This is a genomic window from Streptomyces sp. Isolate_45, assembly GCF_024721315.2.
In the GTDB taxonomy this organism is placed as follows: Bacteria; Actinomycetota; Actinomycetes; order Streptomycetales; family Streptomycetaceae; genus Streptomyces.
In genome coordinates this window covers 1-17,094 of the sequence record NZ_JANFAK020000162.1, presented here as the reverse complement: position 1 = coordinate 17,094, position 17,094 = coordinate 1, and the positions used below count along the sequence as shown (strand labels likewise).

Here is a 17,094-nt window from a genome sequence, read left to right as displayed (position 1 = left end):
ACTGCGCCCCCTGCGACCGGCCGCGCCGGCTCCGCGGAGCCGTCCACGCCCACACCGCGGTACGCCGCGGGCCGCCCGTCCGGTGGAACACCCGCGCCACGGCCCCCGGCCGTCCTGCCCGCGCCTGACCGGCGCACCTCCTCGGCGAGGGGGCGAGACCTGGGGCCACCCACCCATGCCTTCGCCAACCCTGAGGACCGACATGTCCCTCGACGTGCTCGCGGACGCCCCCACCGGGGACCCCACCGCACCGCCGAAGCGCACCGGCGGCACCTGGGCCGCCCTGCGCCCGCTGCTCCTGCGCCTCCACTTCTACGCGGGGCTGCTCATAGCCCCGATCCTGTTCCTCGCCGCCACCACCGGCCTGCTGTACGCCGGTTCCTGGCAGGCCGAGAAGATCCTCTACTCCGACGAACTGACGGTCGCCCGGGTCGGTGAGGGCGCCCTGCCGATCGGCGCCCAGGTCGAGGCCGCCCGCGCCGCCGCACCCGAGGGCAAGGTCCTCGCCGTGTGGCCCGCGCCCGAGGAGGAGGCGACCACCCGGGTGATCATGGAGAGCCCGGGCCTCGGAGAGGGCGAGACCCTCACCGTGTTCGTCGACCCGTACACCGCCGACGTGCGCGGGCAGCTCACCACCGCCGGTGACGCCCTGCCGCTGCGGGCCTGGCTCAGCGAGTTCCACTCCAACCTCCAGCTCGGCGAGTTCGGCCGGAACTACAGCGAGTTGGCCGCCAGCTGGCTGTGGGTCGTCGCCCTCGGCGGCCTCGCCCTGTGGATCGGCCGCCGCCGCTCCCGCAAGGCCCACCTCGTACTGCCCGACCACAAGGCCACCGGCCGCCGCCGGACCCTGTCCTGGCACGGCACCGTCGGCCTGTGGGCCGTCGCCGGACTCGTCGTCCTCTCCGCCACGGGCCTGACCTGGTCCCGCTACGCCGGCGAGAACATCGGGCAGCTCCAGGACCGCCTCGGCGGAGCCACTCCCTCCGTCGCCGCCGCCCTCAACGGCGCCGCGGCAGGCGGCGACGAACACGCCGGGCACGTCATGACGCCGGGCATGGAGATGCCCCCGCCGCCGCCCACCGCCGACATCGGCATCGACCGGGCCGTTGCCGCCGCCCGAGCCGCCGGGGTGGGCGCGAGCCTGCGCGTCACCCTCCCCGCAGAGGGCAAGGGCTACGTCGTCAAGGAGGCCGACAAGCAGTTCCCGGTGCACCTGGACGCGGTCGCGGTTGACCCCGCCGACGGCCGGATCATGGACGAACTCCGCTTCGCCGATTACCCGTTGCTCGCCAAGCTGACGCGCTTCGGCATCGACCTGCACATGGGCCTCACCTTCGGGCTCGCCAACCAGCTCGCCCTGGCCGCGCTCGCCGTCGCCGTGATGTTCCTCGTCGTGTGGGGCTACCGGATGTGGTGGATGCGCCGCCCCACCAAGGAACGCAGGCTCTCCGTGGGACGCCCGCAGCCGCGCGGCGCCTGGCGGAAGCTGCCGGTGACCCTGCTGCTGCCGCTCGCCGCCGTGACCGCGCTTGTCGGATGGGTCGTCCCGATGCTCGGGATCAGCCTGCTCGTCTTCCTCGCGGGTGACGTGCTCCTCGGCTTCGTGGCCGCCCGCCGCGCCGGGACGTCCGCGCCGCAGGGCTAGTACGCGAGCGGTCACACAGGTGGGCCCGCACTCCCCCCGGAGAGTGCGGGCCCGTCGTCATCGCGGTGCGCGGGCGTTTCGGCCCACCGACCGACGCACCGCTCAGGGCGCGTACTTGTAGCCCACGCGGCGGACCGTCTGGATGGTGCCGCGGTGGGCAACGCCCAGCTTGCGGCGCAGCCGGGCGATGTGGACGTCGACCGTACGGCCGTCGCCGACGTGGCCGTAGCCCCACACCGTGGTCACCAGCTGGTCCCGGCTGTGCACCCGGTGGGGGTGCGCCACGAGGTGGGCGAGCAGCTCGAACTCCAGGTAGGTCAGGTCCAGGACCTGACCGTCCACCTCGGCGGTGCGCTGGGCGGAGTCGATCCGTACGAGCGCGTCCCCGGTGGTCGTCGGGGCCTCGGCGGCCGGGAGCGGCACGGACTGCGGTGCGAAGGCGATCGGCGGCTGCTGGTCGGCCGGTACGAGGACCAGGTAGCCGACCATCGGCGGGTTGCCGGGCAGCGTCGGCAGGCTGTGCTGGGGCGCGGGCAGCCAGGTGGCGCCCGGCGGGAGCAGGTCCACGACGCGCGCCACCTCGTCCCGGTCGACGGCGCGCAGCCGATGGCGCGGACTGGGCGGGAAGGTCAGGGGCGAGGTCGCGGCGGAGGCGGCAGAAGTCAGGGAACGGGTGTTAGCCATGAGTGGTCAGCTCTTTCACGCGGAGTGGTCGGCAGGAGACGTACGTACGTCGTCGTTGTCGTACCGCGCAGACCGAAGGCCTCGGGCGGGTCTGTCGGGAGGTCCCGGAAGGCTTTAGAGGGCCGGCGCGTTCTTCGCGCGGCAACACTCCCGGTCGAAATCATGATCCTGACGGGAGGGCCAGAACGGCTCGAGGTCGCTGCGACCCGTCGAGGTGTGCAAGTGGCTGGCCATGGGCCACATTGAAGCAGATGTGCGGGGCCGGGGCAGCCCCTGTCTCACTCAGTGGAGCGGAATCTCATATTCCGTGACCAAGGTTTCGTCAGGACGTCACATTCCCGACAAACAGTCAGCCGATCAGGCGCTTCCGCCAGTCCAACCCGGTGACCCGTACCGCATCCTGGGCGGATCCGTCCCACACCCACTTCAGCCCCACCCCGTCCAGCGCCGCGACCACCTCCCGGCCGACGGACACCGTCAGCTCGTCGCCCGACTCGAAACCCCCGTACAGCAACCACAGGTCGTGGCCCGCCGCCACACCCTGGGTGCACTGCGAGTGGAAGAAGACGAACCCCCGCGCGTCCTCCTCGCCCGCATCCCCAATCTCCGCGAGGCCGCAGGCCCGGCAGCAGGCGAAGTCCTCCCGCGCCGTGATCCCGCGCGCACCGAGCGCCCCGAACGCCCGGGTCAGCCGCTCGGGATCGGTCTCGCCCTCCCAGCCGGCCTGCTCCGCCACCCGCTCCCGCCACAGCCGGTCCACCAACAGCCGCGCCTGCGCGGGGGAGACCGGCGACCCGCCCCCGTCCGCGCTCCCGAGGACGTACCCGGCGTACTCGGCCAGGGTCGCCCTGTCGTCGTAGCCGCACAGCAGCCTCTCCCGGACGAGCCCCGTCAGCTCCTCCTCCACCCCCGCGTCGAGCGGCGGCGCCTCCTCCACCGGGAAGTCCAGCCGCTCCCACGCCGGCCCGAGGTCCCAACCCTCCTCCTGCCGGGCCCAGCCGAGCATCACCCGAGCCGCCTCGGCCGCGGTGGGCACGAAGGCCTGGAAGTGCCGGTCCGGGGAGCCGGCCCGGTGCTCCAACTGGTACTCGCCACCCGCCTCGTGCCAGACCTGGACGAAGGCGTCGGGCTCGTCGGGGATCCGGTTCACCACGAGGAACCGGTCCCCGTCCGCCCCGATCCGCTCCACGAGCTCGGACAACCAGGGGGCGGCGGGCCGTTCGTAGGACTCGGCGCGCTCGGTGTGGATCTTCACGGGCAGCATGGGCCACACCCTGACAGGTACCACCGACAACGCGGCGCCCGCCCTCCCGCTGGGGAGGACGGGCGCCGCGCTGTCGGTGGCGCCGGTCTCAGACCAGGCCGTCCTTCTTCAGGCCCGTGCAGCAGGTGTCCGTGATCAGGCGCGTCACCACGTACGGGTCGACGTTCGCGTTCGGACGGCGGTCCTCGATGTAACCCTTGCCGTCCTTCTCCACCTGCCACGGGATGCGCACCGAGGCGCCGCGGTCGGAGACGCCGTAGCTGAACTCGTTCCACGGGGCCGTCTCGTGCAGCCCCGTCAGACGCTCGTCGATGCCCGCCCCGTAGTTCTTGACGTGGTCCAGCGGCTTCGAGCCCTCGCCCAGCGCCTCGCACGCCGAGATGATCGCGCGGTAGTCCTCGCGCATCGCCTTCGTGGAGAAGTTGGTGTGCGCGCCCGCGCCGTTCCAGTCGCCCTTGACCGGCTTCGGGTTCAGCGTCGCCGACACGTTGAAGTCCTCGGCCGTGCGGTACAGCAGCCACCGCGCGATCCACAGCTGGTCCGAGACCTCCAGCGGGCCCACGGGGCCCACCTGGAACTCCCACTGGCCCGGCATGACCTCGGCGTTGATCCCGGAGATGCTCAGGCCCGCCGCCAGACAGTGGTCCAGGTGCTTCTCGACGATGTCCCGGCCGAAGATCTCGTCCGAACCGACACCGCAGTAGTAGCCGCCCTGCGCCGCCGGGAAGCCGTTGACCGGGAAGCCGAGCGGGCGGGCGCCGTCGAAGAACGTGTACTCCTGCTCGATGCCGAAGATCGGCGCCTGCTCGGCGAACTCCTCCGCGACCGGACGCAGCAGCGCGCGGGTGTTCGACGCGTGGGGGGTCATGTCGATGTTCATGACCTCGCACAGGACGAGCAGGTGGTCGCCGCCGCGGATCGGGTCCGGGCAGGAGAACACCGGCTGGAGCACGCGGTCCGAGGCGTGGCCCTCCGCCTGGTTCGTGCTGGACCCGTCGAAGCCCCAGACCGGCAGGTCCTCGCCGTCCGCCAGGATCCTCGTCTTGGAGCGAAGCTTCGCCGTCGGCTCGGTGCCGTCGATCCAGATGTACTCAGCCTTGTAGCTCACGGGCCCCATCCTGACTCTGCGGGTGCTGCGGATCGCCATGGTGTCCTCCGCAGCGTCCCCCGCCGCGATTTCTCACCCGTTGCCCATGTGTGAACCCCGTGTTACCGAGGTTTACACCGCAGGTCGAACGGGCTGTGCGGGTTGGCGACCGCACGCCCGTCCGGGTGCGGCAGACTGGGCACGTGAGCATTTCGTACGATTTGAACTCCGCCGACGGCGCCCCCGAGGCAGCCCCCGGCCACGCCCCCCACCAGGCCTCAGGCACCCACCGCCCCCGCATCGGCCTGCTCGGCACCGGCCCCTGGGCCCGCCGCACCCACGCCCCCGCCCTCGCCGCCCACACGGGCTCCGAGTTCGCCGGGGTCTGGGGCCGGCGCCCCGAGGCGGCCGCCGAGCTCGCCCAGGAACACGGCGTGAAGGTGTACGAAGACCCCGACGCGCTGTTCGCCGACTGCGACGCGGTGGCCTTCGCCCTGCCCCCGGACGTCCAGGCCCCCCTCGCCGTCCGCGCGGCCGCCGCCGGCTGCCACCTGCTGCTCGACAAACCCGTCGCCACGACCGTCGAGGAAGCCCGCGCCGTCGCCGACGCCGCGACCCGGCACCAGGTCGCCTCCGTCGTCTTCCTCACCCTCCGCTTCGCCGAACCCACCGCCGGGTGGGTCGACGAACAGGCCGGGCGGACCGGCTGGTTCACCGCCTCCGCCCACTGGCTCGGGGCCGTCTTCCCGCCCGACGGCACCCCCAGCGCCTACGCCGACTCGCCCTGGCGCAAGTCCAAGGGCGGCCTGTGGGACGTCGGCCCGCACGCCCTGTCCGTCCTGATCCCCGTCCTCGGCGACGTCACCGCCGTCACCGCGGCACGAGGCCCCTCCGACGTCGTCCAACTCACCCTGCGCCACACCTCGGGCGCGGCCAGCACCGCCGTACTCAGCCTGGGCGCCCCACGGGCCGCCGCGGGAGTGGGGCTCGAACTGCGCGGAGCCGAGGGCGTCTTCGCCCTCCCCGACTGGAGCGACGTACCCGGCGCCTACGGCCGCGCCCTGGACGCCCTGCTCGCCGCGGCCCGAACGGGCGTCCCGGACCCACGCGGAGCGGACTTCGGAGCCCGCCTGACGGAGATCCTGGCGGGGGCGGAGGAGCAACTGGGCGGGTGAGGGGTGGGGGTGGGGGTTCGGGTGGTGGGCCGGGTCCGGGGGCGGGGTGCGAGGGGCGGGAAACCACCAAACCCGCCCTGATCCGGATCAAGGACATCCCGCCCCTCCGGAGCCCCGCTCCCGCCCTCGCCCCCCGGCCTCACGCCCGCCCCACCCCCCACCCGCCTACCTCTTCCGGGACAGCGCTTCCCGGACGGCTTCCTCGGAGCGGGCGATGACGGCCGTGCCGTCCTCGGCGGTGATGATCGGGCGCTGGATCAGCTTCGGGTGTGCGGCCAGGTGGGCGATCCAGCGCTGCCGGGCCGGTTCGGTCCCCTCGCGCGGCAGGTCCCGTACGCCGGTCTCCTTGGCCAGGGGGTCGGGGGTGCGGGTGATGTCCCAGGGCTCCAGTCCGAGGCGGTCCAGCACCTCGCGGATCTCGGCCTCGGACGGCACGTCCTCCAGGTACCGGCGGACGGTGTAGTCGGCGCCTTCCGCGTCCAGCAGGGTCAGCGCGCTGCGGCATTTCGAGCAGGCGGGATTGATCCAGATCTCCATGGTCGCCAGCCTAGTTGGACCGCGTCCGGCCAGGGGCTTTTGTCAGTGCCCCCCGGTAAAATCGAAGGAGAACGACAGGAAGCCAACTACTGTTTGGGAGGCTGTAGATGGCCGCTGCCGCGATCATTGTGATGCCCAAGAAGAAGCCGCTGCCGGCGGGTCTGCCCCGGGAGTGGTACGAGAGCCACAATCGCCGTCTGAAGGCGATGCGGCTCGCGATATCCCTGCTCGACACCGGGACCTACGACGCCCGGCGCGCGACCAACCGCAAGATCCGGACGATGGCGGTCCGGGTGGGTATTCACCGTCCCTCCAACCTCACCTGCAAGATGGTGCGCTCCTTCATCCGCGACGGTTCATGACGCCGCGATGACGTCCGGGCCGCCGACGAAGCCGGAGGTACCGGCGGACCCGGCGGACCCGGCGTGGTCGAGGGGCACGCCGACCACCGTGCCGCCCTCTTCCCCGACGAAATGGATGGAGCCGGTCCGCGCCCCGGCAGGGGTCACGACGGCGGCGGTCCCGCCGTCGTGACCCGTGGAGCGCCCGGCGTGATCGCCGGCCTCGTACCCGAGGAGCATCGCGCCGGTGAGCAGCCCGGTCGCGGCTGCGGCGGCGGCGACCGCCGCCAGGCGCTTCCTGTGCTTGAGCGGTGCGCGCATCGAGGGCCTCGTCTTTCCGTGCTCGTGATCGTGCTCGGGGGCGGTGTCGCTGTCGTCGCTGCCGAGCGAAACACGGAAACAGGGCCGGAGCCCGCACTGTTACCAACTGATCATCCGATCAGTACGGGCCGGTCACTCCGACCCGACCGACAGCAGCAGCAGGGCCACGTCATCGCGCGGACCACCCCCGGAGAAGGCCGCCAGGTCCTTCCACACCGCTCGGACCAGGCCCGCGGGGTCGCCCGACAGCGCCGGCACCCGAGCGGCCAGCGGATAGAAGTCGCCGGCGGAGTCGCGTGCCTCCGTGACCCCGTCGGTGTGCGCGAGCAGCCGGTCGCCCGGCACCAGTCGGAGTTCGGTCACCGCCGGGCGGATCGGGCCGGCCAGGCCCAGACCCAGCGGAGGGCCCGGCTCCGCCGATATCTCCGAGGCCACGAAGTCCCGTAGCAGCAGGACCGGGGGATGCCCGCACGACACGATCCGTACGAGGTCCAGCCCGGTCGGGAACTCCAGCAGTACGGCCGTCGCGAACAGCTCCGGATGCTCCACGGCGTCCGCGTCCGCGGCGGCGTCCGCCACCAGCCGCCGGTCCAGCCGCGAGGCGACGTCCACCAGCTCCCGGTCGTCCAGGACCGCCTCCCGGAAGGCGCCGAGCAGCGCCGCCACCGTCCCGACCGCCGCCAGGCCGTGGCCCTGTACGTCCCCCACGACCGCACGCACCCCGTACGGACCTGCCCGCACGTCGAACAGGTCGCCGCCGACCAGCGTGCCCTGCTGCGCCGCCCGGTAGAGACCGGAGCACCGCACCGGACCCACCCGGTCCGGGACGGGCGGGAGCACCGCCAGCTGGGCCGCCTCGGCGACGGTGCGGACACTGACCAACTGGGCGTCCCGGCGACGGCGCACCAAGGCGATGACCACGCTGAGCAGCCCGACGACGGCCACCGTGGCCAGGTCGGAGCCCCGCGCGTGCCCCACGCCGAGGTCGGGGAAGGCGAGCAGCGCGAGCACGAGCGCGGCGAAGACGGCCGTGCCGGCCGCGCCGTAGGAGAAGGCGGCCACCGCGGGGAGGGCCGCCAGGAAGTAGCCGAGCTCGACGTTGCCGGGCGTCAGCCACTGGGCGAGGCACAGCGCCACCAGGGCCACGGCGGGCGCGAACCGGGCCCAGCGCGGCGGCGGGGCACCGTGCAGCCTGCCCGGATCCTCCCGTGCGCGTCTCACCCCTCCACCCTGGTACGGCGTCCCGGGCCGCGCACGCCGGGTGGCCCCTCGGGGCGTCGCCCGGGACAGTGGAGCGGTGACGGAAACCAGCGCGGCCATCAGCACCCGCCTGAACTGGCTGCGGGCGGGCGTGCTCGGCGCCAACGACGGGATCATCTCCACCGCGGGCCTCGTGGTGGGCGTGGCCGGCGCCACCACCTCGCGCACCACGATCCTGACGGCGGGAGTGGCGGGACTCCTGGCGGGCGCGCTGTCGATGGCGGCGGGGGAGTACGTGTCGGTCAGCTCGCAGCGGGACTCGGAACGGGCCGCGCTGGACGTGGAACGCCGGGAACTGGCGCAGCAGCCGCAAGCGGAGCTGGACGAACTCACCCACCTGCTGGCCGACCGGGGTCTCAGCCGGGAGCTGGCGCGGGAGGCCGCCGTCCAACTGACCGAGCGCGACGCGCTGCGGGCGCACGCGCGGGTGGAACTGGGCATCGAGCCGGACGAGCTGGCCAACCCGTGGCACGCGGCGGTGGCCAGCCTGATCGCGTTCACGGTGGGGGCGATGCTGCCGCTGCTGGCCATCGTCCTGCCGGGGGCGTCGGCGCGGGTGCCGGTGACGGTGGCGGCCGTCCTCGCGGCGCTCACCCTCTGCGGGGTGGTCAGCGCCCGGCTGGGCGGCGCGCCGGTGCTGCGCGCGGTGCTCCGCAACGTCACGGGCGGCGCCCTGGCGATGGCCGTCACCTACGCGGCCGGCACCTTGCTCGGCACCACCTGACACCCCGGGGCCCCACCCCGGACCCCGCGCCTCAATCGCCGGCGGGGCTGAGTAGGTGCCTCATGCGTGGGCGCGGCCGGGCGTGCCGTGGGGTCACGGTGCAGGCCTTGGGGCTCCGCCCCGAACCCCCCCGCCTCAAACGCCGGCGAGGCTGGATCGGCGTCTCAATGGCCGGCGGGGCTGAATCGGCGCCTCAAACGCCGGCGGGGCTGATGGCGGCGGGGCCGGGCGGGTTCGGAACCGCGCCCGGCCAGGGCAGCGGCGGCAGACTGGGCCCATGCGCATCGCCATCACCGGATCCTCCGGACTCATCGGTCAGGCCCTCGTCCAGTCCCTCCGCTCCGACGGCCACGACGTGGTCCGCTTCGTGCGCCGCGCGCCCGCCGGGCCGGACGAGGCGCGGTGGGATCCCGCAGGCGGCCACGTCGACCCCGCCGGGCTCGCCGGATGCGGGGCCGTCGTCCACCTGGCGGGGGCCGGGGTCGGGGACCGCCGCTGGTCGGCGGCCTACAAGCGGGAGATCCGCGACAGCCGGGTCCTCGGGACCGCCGCCATCGCCCGGGCCGTGGCCGCCCTCGACAGCCCCCCGCCGGTCCTGGTGTGCGGTAGCGCCATCGGCTACTACGGCGACACCGGCGACCGCGCCGTCGACGAGGCCGCACCGGCGGGGCGGGGCTTCCTCCCGTCCGTGTGCGTGGAGTGGGAGGCGGCCGCCTCCCCGGCCCGCGACGCGGGGGTGCGTACCGTGTTCGCCCGTACCGGGCTGGTGGTCGCCGCCGAGGGCGGGGCGTGGGGCAAGCTGTTCCCCGTCTTCCGGGCAGGCATCGGCGGCCGGCTCGGAAACGGCCGCCAGTACTGGTCGTACATCTCGATGCACGACGAGATCGCCGCGCTGCGGCACCTCATCGACACCCCCGACCTCTCCGGCCCGGTGAACCTGACCGCGCCCGAACCGCTGACCAACCGTGAGATCACCGCCGCCATGGGCCGCGTACTGCGCCGCCCGACCCTGTTCGCCGTACCCGCGCCGGTCCTCCGGGTCGCGATCGGGGAGTTCTCCGAGGACGTGCTGGGCAGCCAGCGGGTGCGCCCGACCCGGCTGCTGGAGTCCGGCTTCGTCTTCCGCCACCCCGGCATCGACGACGCCATCAGGGCGGCGCTGGCCTGACCCCCGCCCCCGACCCCCCGGCCCATCCCCAGGCGGCCCCCGCCGCCCCCGCGCCCCCGAACGCCCACATGCGACCGTTCGTGACCCGTATGCGACCGCCATGCGACCGGAGTTGTGCGCAATACCCCACCGGACTCGGGTTCTCCTGGAGCCCGTTGGGGGAAGGAGGTTCCCACACAGCCGCGCCGACCTCGGGGAGGGGCACGTGCTCAGCAGCACACACCATGCCGCGCACCACACCGCACAGCTCGCGGACGTCGTCATCGTAGGAGCCGGAGTCTCAGGACTCGCGGCCGCACACCACCTGATCGCGGCGGGGGTCACGGTCACCGTCCTGGAGACCGCCGACGATCCCGGAGGCCGCATGGCCACCGGATCGGCCGACGGCTTCCGCCTCGACCGGATCGGGCAACTCCTCAACACCTCGTACACCGAGCCGGCCCGCACCCCCGGTCTGGAGGGCCTCACGCTGCGGCCCTTCGCCCCCGGGGTGCTGGTGCACGGCGTCGACGGCAAGCAGCAGCGGGCCGGGGCGCTCACCCCGGCCCGCGCGCTGGCCAGCGGTTCCCTCGACCAGGCCCGGCTCAGTGCCGCCCTCGGCCGGCTCGCCGCGCTGCCCGAGGAGCGGGTGCTGGCCCGGCCGGAACGCCCGGCGCTCACCGCGCTGCGTTCCCGCGGCCTGCCACCGCGCACCGTGAACGGGGTCCTGCGCCCCCTGCTCTCCACCCTGCTGCGCGACCCGGACCTCACCACCTCCAGCCGCGTCGCCGACCTCGCGCTGCGCACCTTCGTCCGGGGCCGGCTCGCCGTGCCCGAGGGCGGGGCCGCGGCCCTGCCGCGGTTGCTCGCCGAGTCACTGCCGCCGGGCACGGTGCGCACCGGGGTCCGGGTCCGGTCGGTGGCGACGAGCCTGGTCACCACCGAGGAGCACGGGGACTTCCGATGTCGCTCCGTGGTCCTCGCGACGGGAGCCCGGGCCGCGTCCGAGCTGCTGCCGGGGTTGCGGGTGCCGCGCTTCCACGAGGTGACGGTCATCCACCACGCGACCCCCGCGCCGCTGCCCTGGGACGGTTCGTTGCTCCTGGACGCGGACCCGAAGTGGCCGCTCGCGCACACCACCGTGATGAGCGCCGTCGACCCGAGCCGGGCGCCGGCCGGCCGCAGCCTGGTCACCACCACCGTCCACGGCCCGCCGCCGCCCGCGCGGACGGTGGCCTCGCGGCTGGCCCGGCTCTACGACACCTCGACCCGGGACTGGGACCTCCTCGCCGTGCACCACACCCCGGAGGCCGTGCCCGCGATGCCCCCGCCGTACGACCTGCGGCGCCCCGTACGGGTCCTGGCGGGGCTCTACGTCTGCGGGGACCACCGCGACTCCAACACCGTCCAGGGCGCCCTGCACTCCGCCCGCCGGGCGGCCACCGCCCTGCTGCGCGACTTCGGCATCCCGCTCCCGGCCACCCCGGAACCAGCCCTTCCGGCGGTGGCATGAGAACCACCCCGGCCGAGGCCCGGTCCCACCCCGGGACCGGGCCTCCGCACGTCCGTACACCGGCCGGCGCCCCACCGCGGCACCGGAAGCGGCATCGGCACCCGCCCCCCGAACCCGCCCCCACCCCGCCCGATCAGGACAGCGCCCCGCCCGGTCAGGACAGCGCCGCCACCCGGTCCCGGTACGTCCGGACCGCCGACGCGTCCCGGTACGGCTCCAGCCGCCGCTCGAAGTCCCGTACGTACTCCACCGCGCGCACCGACCGCATCTCCATCGCCTGCTGCGCCGCCTCCGCGCCCAACGCGCACGCCTGGTCCAGCTCGCCCAGCCCCAGCCGGGCCGTGGCCAGCACCACCCGGCAGAACAGCCGGGACCGCGCGTAGCCGGGCGAGCGCAGCTGGAGGGAGCGCTCCGCGTGCTGGGCGCAGGCCCGGTACTGCTGGAGGTCCCGGTGGCAGTGTCCGAACTCGTCGGCGAGCTGCGCCTCGTCGAAGAACCGGGCCCACGGCGGTACGTCGTCCCCCGGCCGGCCCGCGCCCAGCGCGCGTTCGGCGCGCACCAGGGAGGCCGTCGCCGACCGCACCTCGCCGAGCACGGCGTGCCCCCGCGCCTCGGCGGCGTGCAGCAGCGCCTGCACCACCGGCGGGGGGCCCGAGCCGACGCCCTGCTGGGCGACCCGCGCCAGCTGGACGGCCTCGCGGCCGTGGCCGAGGTAGACCGCCTGCCGGCTCATCGTGACCAGTACGTAGGACCCGTACGGCCGGTCCCCGGCGGCCTGCGCGAGGCGCAGCGCCTGGACGAAGTACCGCTGGGCGAGTCCGTGCGCGGCGATGTCGTACGAGGTCCAGCCCGCGAGCCGGGTCAGGTCGGCGGCGGCGGAGAACAGCCGCCGGCCGGTGGTCTCGCCGTAGGTGCCGCGGAGCATGGGTTCGGCCTCGTGCTCCAGGTAGCGCACGAGGGCCTGGCGGGCGTGGCCGCCGCCGTAGGCGTGGTCGAGGGTGCGGAACAGTTCGCTCACCGAGCGCAGCGCCGCGATGTCCCCGCCGGTGACCCGCTGCCCGGGGCCGCGGTCGATCTGCCGCTGCCGGGGCACCGAGGCGCGGCCCTGCGCGGGGACGCGGGAGGCGGCGGTGTCCGTGCCGCGCCCGACGCGTTCGTCGGCCCGGCCGATGAGCCAGTCCCGGCTGGGGACCACGAGGCCGGCGGGGGTGAAGGCGATCTTGCGCAGCTCGGCGTGCGATCCGGAGTCCTTGCGCCACAGCCCGCTCGCGATGTCCACGGCCTCCTCGGGGGTGGCCGCGAACTCCAGCCCGGCGTAGACGGGGGCGCACGCGTCGAGGCCGAGGTCCTGCGCCGACAGTCGCCGCCCGAGGCGCCGGGTGAAGACCTCCGCGATCAGCGCGGGGGTCGTGCCGCGGGGCTGCTGGCCGCGCAGCCACCGGGTCACGGAGGTCTTGTCGTACCGCAGGTCCAGACCGTGCTCCAGGCCGAGCTGGTCGACGCGGCGGGCGAGCCCGGCGTTGGAGAACCCGGCTTCCGCGATCAGCGCCGCGAGCTGCCGGTTGGGGACGCGCTGGGCAGGTCGTTCCGTCATCGGCTCCACGGTTTCCTGACGTGACGGACCGGGGTCCCGGCCCTGTGAACGGCGTGAATGTAGCGGCGAACTCCGCCCGCACCGCCCTCTCTGCCCCACATTCATCCGATCGTGTGCAGAATGGGTAGGGCTCTTTACGGACCGGCCCGTGACCTCCGCGTACGCTGCGGCCCATGACCCGCCGGCCCCACGGGGCACACCGCCCCGACGCGTACGCGGAATCCGCAGCCCCGCTGCCCGCCCCCGAGCTCACCGAGGCCGAGTGCCGCCGGTGCGGTACCTACATCGCGGGGCTCGACGGTCGGTACGCGTGCGGGGTGTGCGGGTGGGTCAACGACCATTCCGAGGGCCACCGCCGGCTGCCGCGGGCGGACGAGGACCCGGACCTGCCGCGCAAGGGGCGCAGGCGCCCCAAGCAGCTCCCGGGCCCGCCGGCGGAGGCCCGGACCCTGCTCGGACCGGGGCTCTGAGGCGTCTCGCGCCGGGGGCCTGAAGGAGCCCGGGGGAGCCGCCGTACCCTTGGCCGGGTGCGGTACGTGCACACAGCAGGTTCAACGAGGAGGCGCTGCGGTGACTGAGCTTCGGTTTGTCCATCTGGGCTTCGGGCCGGAATCGGTCGAGTACACCGAGGCCTGGGACGAGCAGCGGCGCGTCCACGCCGCCCGCTTCGCGGACGAGATCGACGACACCTGCCTGATGGTGGAGCACCAGCCGGTGTACACCGCCGGCCGGCGCACCGACCCGAGCGAGCGGCCCCTCGACGGGACGCCCGTCGTGGACGTGGACCGCGGCGGCAAGATCACCTGGCACGGACCGGGCCAGCTGGTCGGCTACCCGATCATGAAGCTGCCCCGACCGGTGGACGTGGTCGCGCACGTCCGCCGCCTGGAGGACGCCCTGATCCGCACGGCGGCCGAGTTCGGCCTGGAGACCACCCGGGTCGAGGGCCGCTCCGGGGTGTGGGTGCTCGGCGACCCCGTCGAGGAGCGCCCGAGGATCGGCGGCCTCTCCCTGGAGTTCGACCCCCGTCTGCACGACGAGGAGTTCGACGCCCGCCTGAACGGTCCCGAGTACGCCCCCTCCAACGCCGGCCAGCGCCGCGAGGACCGCAAGCTCGCGGCGATCGGCATCCGCGTCGCGAAGGGCGTCACGATGCACGGCTTCGCCATCAACGTGAACCCCGACAGCACCTGGTTCGACCGCATCATCCCCTGCGGCATCCGGGACGCCGGTGTGACCTCGCTCTCGTACGAGCTGGGCCGCGAGATCACCATCGCCGAGGTGCTGCCCGTCGTGGAGCGGCACCTGAAGGACGTTCTGGAGCAGGCCGAGCTGCGACCCCGCGAGATCGAGCCGGCCGTGGGCTGACGCCTCCGGGAATGCGTCCGGCGGCCCCCAGGTTGGCGGACGTAAGAGCGTACGAAATTACGGGCGTACCCTGGTGGGCGCCGAAGAATCGAAGTCACAGGGAGCCGGTCGTGTCCGCAGTCGCACCCGACGGACGCAAGATGCTGCGCCTCGAAGTCCGCAACGCCCAGACCCCCATCGAGCGCAAGCCCGAGTGGATCAAGACCCGGGCGAAGATGGGCCCCGAGTACACCAAGATGCAGGCCCTGGTGAAGGGCGAAGGACTGCACACGGTGTGCCAGGAAGCCGGCTGTCCGAACATCTATGAATGCTGGGAGGACCGCGAGGCCACCTTCCTCATCGGTGGCGACCAGTGCACCCGGCGCTGTGACTTCTGCCAGATCGACACGGGCAAGCCCGAGGCCCTGGACCGGGACGAGCCGCGCCGCGTCGGCGAATCCGTGGTCACCATGGACCTGAACTACGCCACCATCACCGGTGTCGCCCGCGACGACCTGCCCGACGGCGGCGCGTGGCTGTACGCGGAGACGGTGCGCCAGATCCACCAGCAGACGGCGCACCGCGAGAGCGGTCACACCAAGGTCGAGCTGCTCGCACCGGACTTCAACGCGGTGCCGGAGCTGCTGGAGGAGGTCTTCGCCTCCCGTCCCGAGGTCTTCGCGCACAACGTCGAGACGGTGCCCCGCATCTTCAAGCGGATCCGCCCCGGCTTCCGCTACGAGCGCTCGCTCGACGTGATCACCAAGGCCCGCGAGTACGGCCTGATCACCAAGTCGAACCTGATCCTCGGCATGGGCGAGGAGCGCGAGGAGGTCAGCGAGGCACTGCGCGACCTGCACGCGGCCGGCTGCGAGCTCATCACCATCACCCAGTACCTGCGGCCCTCGCCGCGGCACCACCCCGTCGAGCGCTGGGTGAAGCCGGCGGAGTTCGTCGAGCTGGCGAAGGAGGCCGAGGAGATCGGCTTCTCGGGCGTGATGTCGGGCCCCCTGGTCCGCTCGTCGTACAGGGCGGGCCGCCTCTACACGCAGGCCATGGAGAAGCGCAGCCGAGCCGGAGCGTAGGTTGCGGGTCCGTCCGAGGTACGAGGGCGGGCACGCGGCCGTAGCGGTGGCGAGGCGGAGCTCGACCGGGTTTTCGTGAAGCGCAGCCGAGCCGGAGCGTAGGTTGCGTGCGATGTGAAGTCGTTCACATAAACCTACCAAGCGGTAACACTGTGTCGACGCGGCCCCTAGGCTCTTATCGGGAGAGCCTGGGGGCCGCGTCAATATTTCATCACGTTTGACCGGCCGGTCATGCCCTGGTAACACCAGTCAGTGACGCTGGGTCCACGCACCGCACACGCCCATCGATGCGAGCTCCGAGAGAGGGACCGACATCATGCAGGCCGCGCCCGTACGCGCCATCGCCATTCCGTCCGTAGCCGAGGCCTTCCGCGGCATCGAGTCGCTGCTCATGAGCGGCGCCCGCCGCAACGCCTGGACGGCGGTCCTGGAAGACCGTCGCAGGGCGAAGGACCGGGTCGAAACCGAGCACGTACTCGAGGCCGCGGCCACCCGGACCCCGCGGGCCACGTAAACTTCGCCATATGGCGAGGAAGTCAAACGCAGAGACTGCTGCGAACCCCGGGCGACTGAAGCAGATCGCCCTGACGTACAAGATGACGCGCAAGGCCGACCCGAAGGTCGGTCTGATCGTCGCGGGCGTGGGAATCGTCACCTTCGGTGTCTTTCTTGCGATCGGCTTCCTGATCGGTCACCCGGTGTACCTGGGCATCCTGGGCTTCCTGGTGGCGTTCCTGGGGATGGCGATCATCTTCGGGCGACGGGCCGAGCGCGCTGCCTTCGGGCAGATGGAAGGGCAGCCGGGCGCGGCCGCGGCCGTACTGGACAACGTGGGACGGGGCTGGTCGACCACCCCGGCCGTCGCGATGAACCGGAGCCAGGACATCGTCCACCGGGCCGTCGGCAAGGCGGGCGTGGTCCTGATCGCCGAGGGCAACCCGAACCGGGTGAAGACCCTGCTCGCGGCCGAGAAGAAGAAGCTGGCCCGGATCATGCCCGACGTTCCGGTGCACGACTTCATCGTCGGCACCGGCGAGGGCGAGGTGCCGCTCAAGAAGGTCCGTACGACGCTGCTGAAGCTGCCGCGCGTCCTGTCCGGCCCGCAGATCACCCAGGTCAACGACAAGCTCCGGGCCATGGGTGACCTCATGAGCAACATGCCGGTGCCGAAGGGCCCGATGCCCAAGGGCATGCGGATGCCGCGCGGCGGGAAGGCGCGCTAGTGGCCTAGCGCCCCGATCCGCGTTCCGTATACGAAGCGCGCGGCGCCGGGCACGACGTACGGGTCGGGCGACATCCGCGCCGCACGATGCGCGACGCGCGACATACGAGTACGACGCAGGGGCGCCCCCGAAGCCATCCGGCTCGGG

General features: G+C 73.3%; 18 protein-coding genes. 11 read left to right on the top strand and 7 right to left on the bottom strand.

What is annotated here, in order from left to right:
* The first annotated feature begins 202 nt into the window (after nt 1-202).
* Nucleotides 203-1,645: a PepSY domain-containing protein gene (locus tag NOD94_RS33810; RefSeq protein ID WP_281210019.1), complete on the top strand. Its 1,443-nt coding sequence runs from the start codon at nt 203-205 to the stop codon at nt 1,643-1,645.
* Nucleotides 1,646-1,747: 102 nt separating this feature from the next.
* On the opposite strand, the gene NOD94_RS33805 is transcribed toward NOD94_RS33810, so the two are convergent.
* From NOD94_RS33805 to glnII, 3 genes are all read right to left on the bottom strand, one after another.
* On the bottom strand, nt 1,748-2,329 hold the full coding sequence (locus tag NOD94_RS33805; protein WP_281210018.1) for a winged helix-turn-helix domain-containing protein: 582 nt from the start codon (nt 2,327-2,329) through the stop codon (nt 1,748-1,750).
* 349 nt (nt 2,330-2,678) lie between these two features.
* Nucleotides 2,679-3,593 carry a hypothetical protein gene (locus NOD94_RS33800; protein ID WP_281210017.1) on the bottom strand — a complete coding sequence of 305 codons (915 nt, stop codon included), beginning with the start codon at nt 3,591-3,593 and terminating at the stop codon, nt 2,679-2,681.
* Between the two features lie 88 nt (nt 3,594-3,681).
* Nucleotides 3,682-4,701, bottom strand: a complete 1,020-nt coding sequence (gene glnII, locus NOD94_RS33795; RefSeq protein ID WP_281210016.1) for a glutamine synthetase — start codon at nt 4,699-4,701, stop codon at nt 3,682-3,684.
* A 278-nt stretch (nt 4,702-4,979) separates the two neighbouring features.
* Here glnII and NOD94_RS33790 point away from each other — a divergent pair, with 278 nt between their 5' ends.
* On the top strand, nt 4,980-5,855 hold the full coding sequence (locus NOD94_RS33790) for a Gfo/Idh/MocA family oxidoreductase (RefSeq protein ID WP_281210020.1): 876 nt from the start codon (nt 4,980-4,982) through the stop codon (nt 5,853-5,855).
* Nucleotides 5,856-6,020: 165 nt separating this feature from the next.
* Here the strand turns inward: NOD94_RS33790 and NOD94_RS33785 are convergent, their stop codons facing one another.
* Nucleotides 6,021-6,392 (bottom strand): ArsC/Spx/MgsR family protein, encoded by a 372-nt coding sequence (locus NOD94_RS33785; protein WP_281210015.1) that lies wholly within the window; start codon nt 6,390-6,392, stop codon nt 6,021-6,023.
* A 107-nt stretch (nt 6,393-6,499) separates the two neighbouring features.
* Here NOD94_RS33785 and NOD94_RS33780 point away from each other — a divergent pair, with 107 nt between their 5' ends.
* Entirely contained in the window at nt 6,500-6,754 is a 255-nt protein-coding gene (locus tag NOD94_RS33780) for a hypothetical protein (protein WP_281210014.1), read from the top strand.
* On the opposite strand, the gene NOD94_RS33775 is transcribed toward NOD94_RS33780, so the two are convergent.
* Both NOD94_RS33775 and NOD94_RS33770 read right to left on the bottom strand, forming a co-directional pair.
* A complete protein-coding gene (locus NOD94_RS33775) occupies nt 6,749-7,054 on the bottom strand; it encodes a hypothetical protein (protein WP_281210013.1) in 306 nt (101 codons plus the stop codon). The genes NOD94_RS33780 and NOD94_RS33775 overlap by 6 nt on opposite strands.
* A gap of 132 nt (nt 7,055-7,186) precedes the next feature.
* The gene (locus NOD94_RS33770; RefSeq protein ID WP_281210012.1) at nt 7,187-8,275 is read right to left on the bottom strand and encodes a PP2C family protein-serine/threonine phosphatase; all 1,089 of its coding nucleotides are present in this window, start codon (nt 8,273-8,275) and stop codon (nt 7,187-7,189) included.
* Between the two features lie 76 nt (nt 8,276-8,351).
* Here NOD94_RS33770 and NOD94_RS33765 point away from each other — a divergent pair, with 76 nt between their 5' ends.
* The 3 genes from NOD94_RS33765 (at nt 8,352) to NOD94_RS33755 (ending at nt 11,698) form a co-directional block, all read left to right on the top strand.
* A complete protein-coding gene (locus tag NOD94_RS33765) occupies nt 8,352-9,038 on the top strand; it encodes a VIT family protein (protein ID WP_281210011.1) in 687 nt (228 codons plus the stop codon).
* Between the two features lie 277 nt (nt 9,039-9,315).
* A complete protein-coding gene (locus NOD94_RS33760; RefSeq protein WP_281210010.1) occupies nt 9,316-10,206 on the top strand; it encodes a TIGR01777 family oxidoreductase in 891 nt (296 codons plus the stop codon).
* Between the two features lie 205 nt (nt 10,207-10,411).
* Nucleotides 10,412-11,698: an NAD(P)/FAD-dependent oxidoreductase gene (locus NOD94_RS33755; protein WP_281210009.1), complete on the top strand. Its 1,287-nt coding sequence runs from the start codon at nt 10,412-10,414 to the stop codon at nt 11,696-11,698.
* Between the two features lie 154 nt (nt 11,699-11,852).
* Here the strand turns inward: NOD94_RS33755 and NOD94_RS33750 are convergent, their stop codons facing one another.
* Nucleotides 11,853-13,292, bottom strand: coding sequence for a regulator (locus NOD94_RS33750; RefSeq protein WP_281210008.1), 1,440 nt, complete (start codon nt 13,290-13,292; stop codon nt 11,853-11,855).
* A gap of 173 nt (nt 13,293-13,465) precedes the next feature.
* Here NOD94_RS33750 and NOD94_RS33745 point away from each other — a divergent pair, with 173 nt between their 5' ends.
* The 5 genes from NOD94_RS33745 (at nt 13,466) to NOD94_RS33725 (ending at nt 16,947) form a co-directional block, all read left to right on the top strand.
* Nucleotides 13,466-13,762 (top strand): hypothetical protein, encoded by a 297-nt coding sequence (locus tag NOD94_RS33745; RefSeq protein ID WP_281210007.1) that lies wholly within the window; start codon nt 13,466-13,468, stop codon nt 13,760-13,762.
* Between the two features lie 100 nt (nt 13,763-13,862).
* Complete coding sequence (gene lipB, locus NOD94_RS33740; protein WP_281210006.1) at nt 13,863-14,660, top strand: lipoyl(octanoyl) transferase LipB; 798 nt, start codon at nt 13,863-13,865, stop codon at nt 14,658-14,660.
* 110 nt (nt 14,661-14,770) lie between these two features.
* A complete protein-coding gene (gene lipA, locus NOD94_RS33735) occupies nt 14,771-15,724 on the top strand; it encodes a lipoyl synthase (protein WP_281210005.1) in 954 nt (317 codons plus the stop codon).
* A 316-nt stretch (nt 15,725-16,040) separates the two neighbouring features.
* Nucleotides 16,041-16,238, top strand: coding sequence for a hypothetical protein (locus tag NOD94_RS33730; protein WP_281210004.1), 198 nt, complete (start codon nt 16,041-16,043; stop codon nt 16,236-16,238).
* Nucleotides 16,239-16,248: 10 nt separating this feature from the next.
* Nucleotides 16,249-16,947: a DUF4191 domain-containing protein gene (locus tag NOD94_RS33725; RefSeq protein ID WP_281210003.1), complete on the top strand. Its 699-nt coding sequence runs from the start codon at nt 16,249-16,251 to the stop codon at nt 16,945-16,947.
* Nucleotides 16,948-17,094 lie beyond the last annotated feature (147 nt).

Excerpts from the sequence above, each read along its gene's own strand:
- NOD94_RS33725 (WP_281210003.1), top strand. The coding sequence starts at position 16,249 with ATGGCGAGGAAGTCAAACGCAGAGACTGCTGCGAACCCCGGGCGACTG.
- NOD94_RS33810 (WP_281210019.1), top strand. The coding sequence starts at position 203 with ATGTCCCTCGACGTGCTCGCGGACGCCCCCACCGGGGACCCCACCGCA.
- NOD94_RS33800 (WP_281210017.1), bottom strand. The coding sequence starts at position 3,593 with ATGCTGCCCGTGAAGATCCACACCGAGCGCGCCGAGTCCTACGAACGG.
- NOD94_RS33780 (WP_281210014.1), top strand. The coding sequence starts at position 6,500 with ATGGCCGCTGCCGCGATCATTGTGATGCCCAAGAAGAAGCCGCTGCCG.
- NOD94_RS33785 (WP_281210015.1), bottom strand. The coding sequence starts at position 6,392 with ATGGAGATCTGGATCAATCCCGCCTGCTCGAAATGCCGCAGCGCGCTG.
- NOD94_RS33730 (WP_281210004.1), top strand. The coding sequence starts at position 16,041 with ATGCAGGCCGCGCCCGTACGCGCCATCGCCATTCCGTCCGTAGCCGAG.
- NOD94_RS33760 (WP_281210010.1), top strand. The coding sequence starts at position 9,316 with ATGCGCATCGCCATCACCGGATCCTCCGGACTCATCGGTCAGGCCCTC.
- NOD94_RS33775 (WP_281210013.1), bottom strand. The coding sequence starts at position 7,054 with ATGCGCGCACCGCTCAAGCACAGGAAGCGCCTGGCGGCGGTCGCCGCC.
- NOD94_RS33750 (WP_281210008.1), bottom strand. The coding sequence starts at position 13,292 with ATGACGGAACGACCTGCCCAGCGCGTCCCCAACCGGCAGCTCGCGGCG.
- NOD94_RS33805 (WP_281210018.1), bottom strand. The coding sequence starts at position 2,329 with ATGGCTAACACCCGTTCCCTGACTTCTGCCGCCTCCGCCGCGACCTCG.
- NOD94_RS33745 (WP_281210007.1), top strand. The coding sequence starts at position 13,466 with ATGACCCGCCGGCCCCACGGGGCACACCGCCCCGACGCGTACGCGGAA.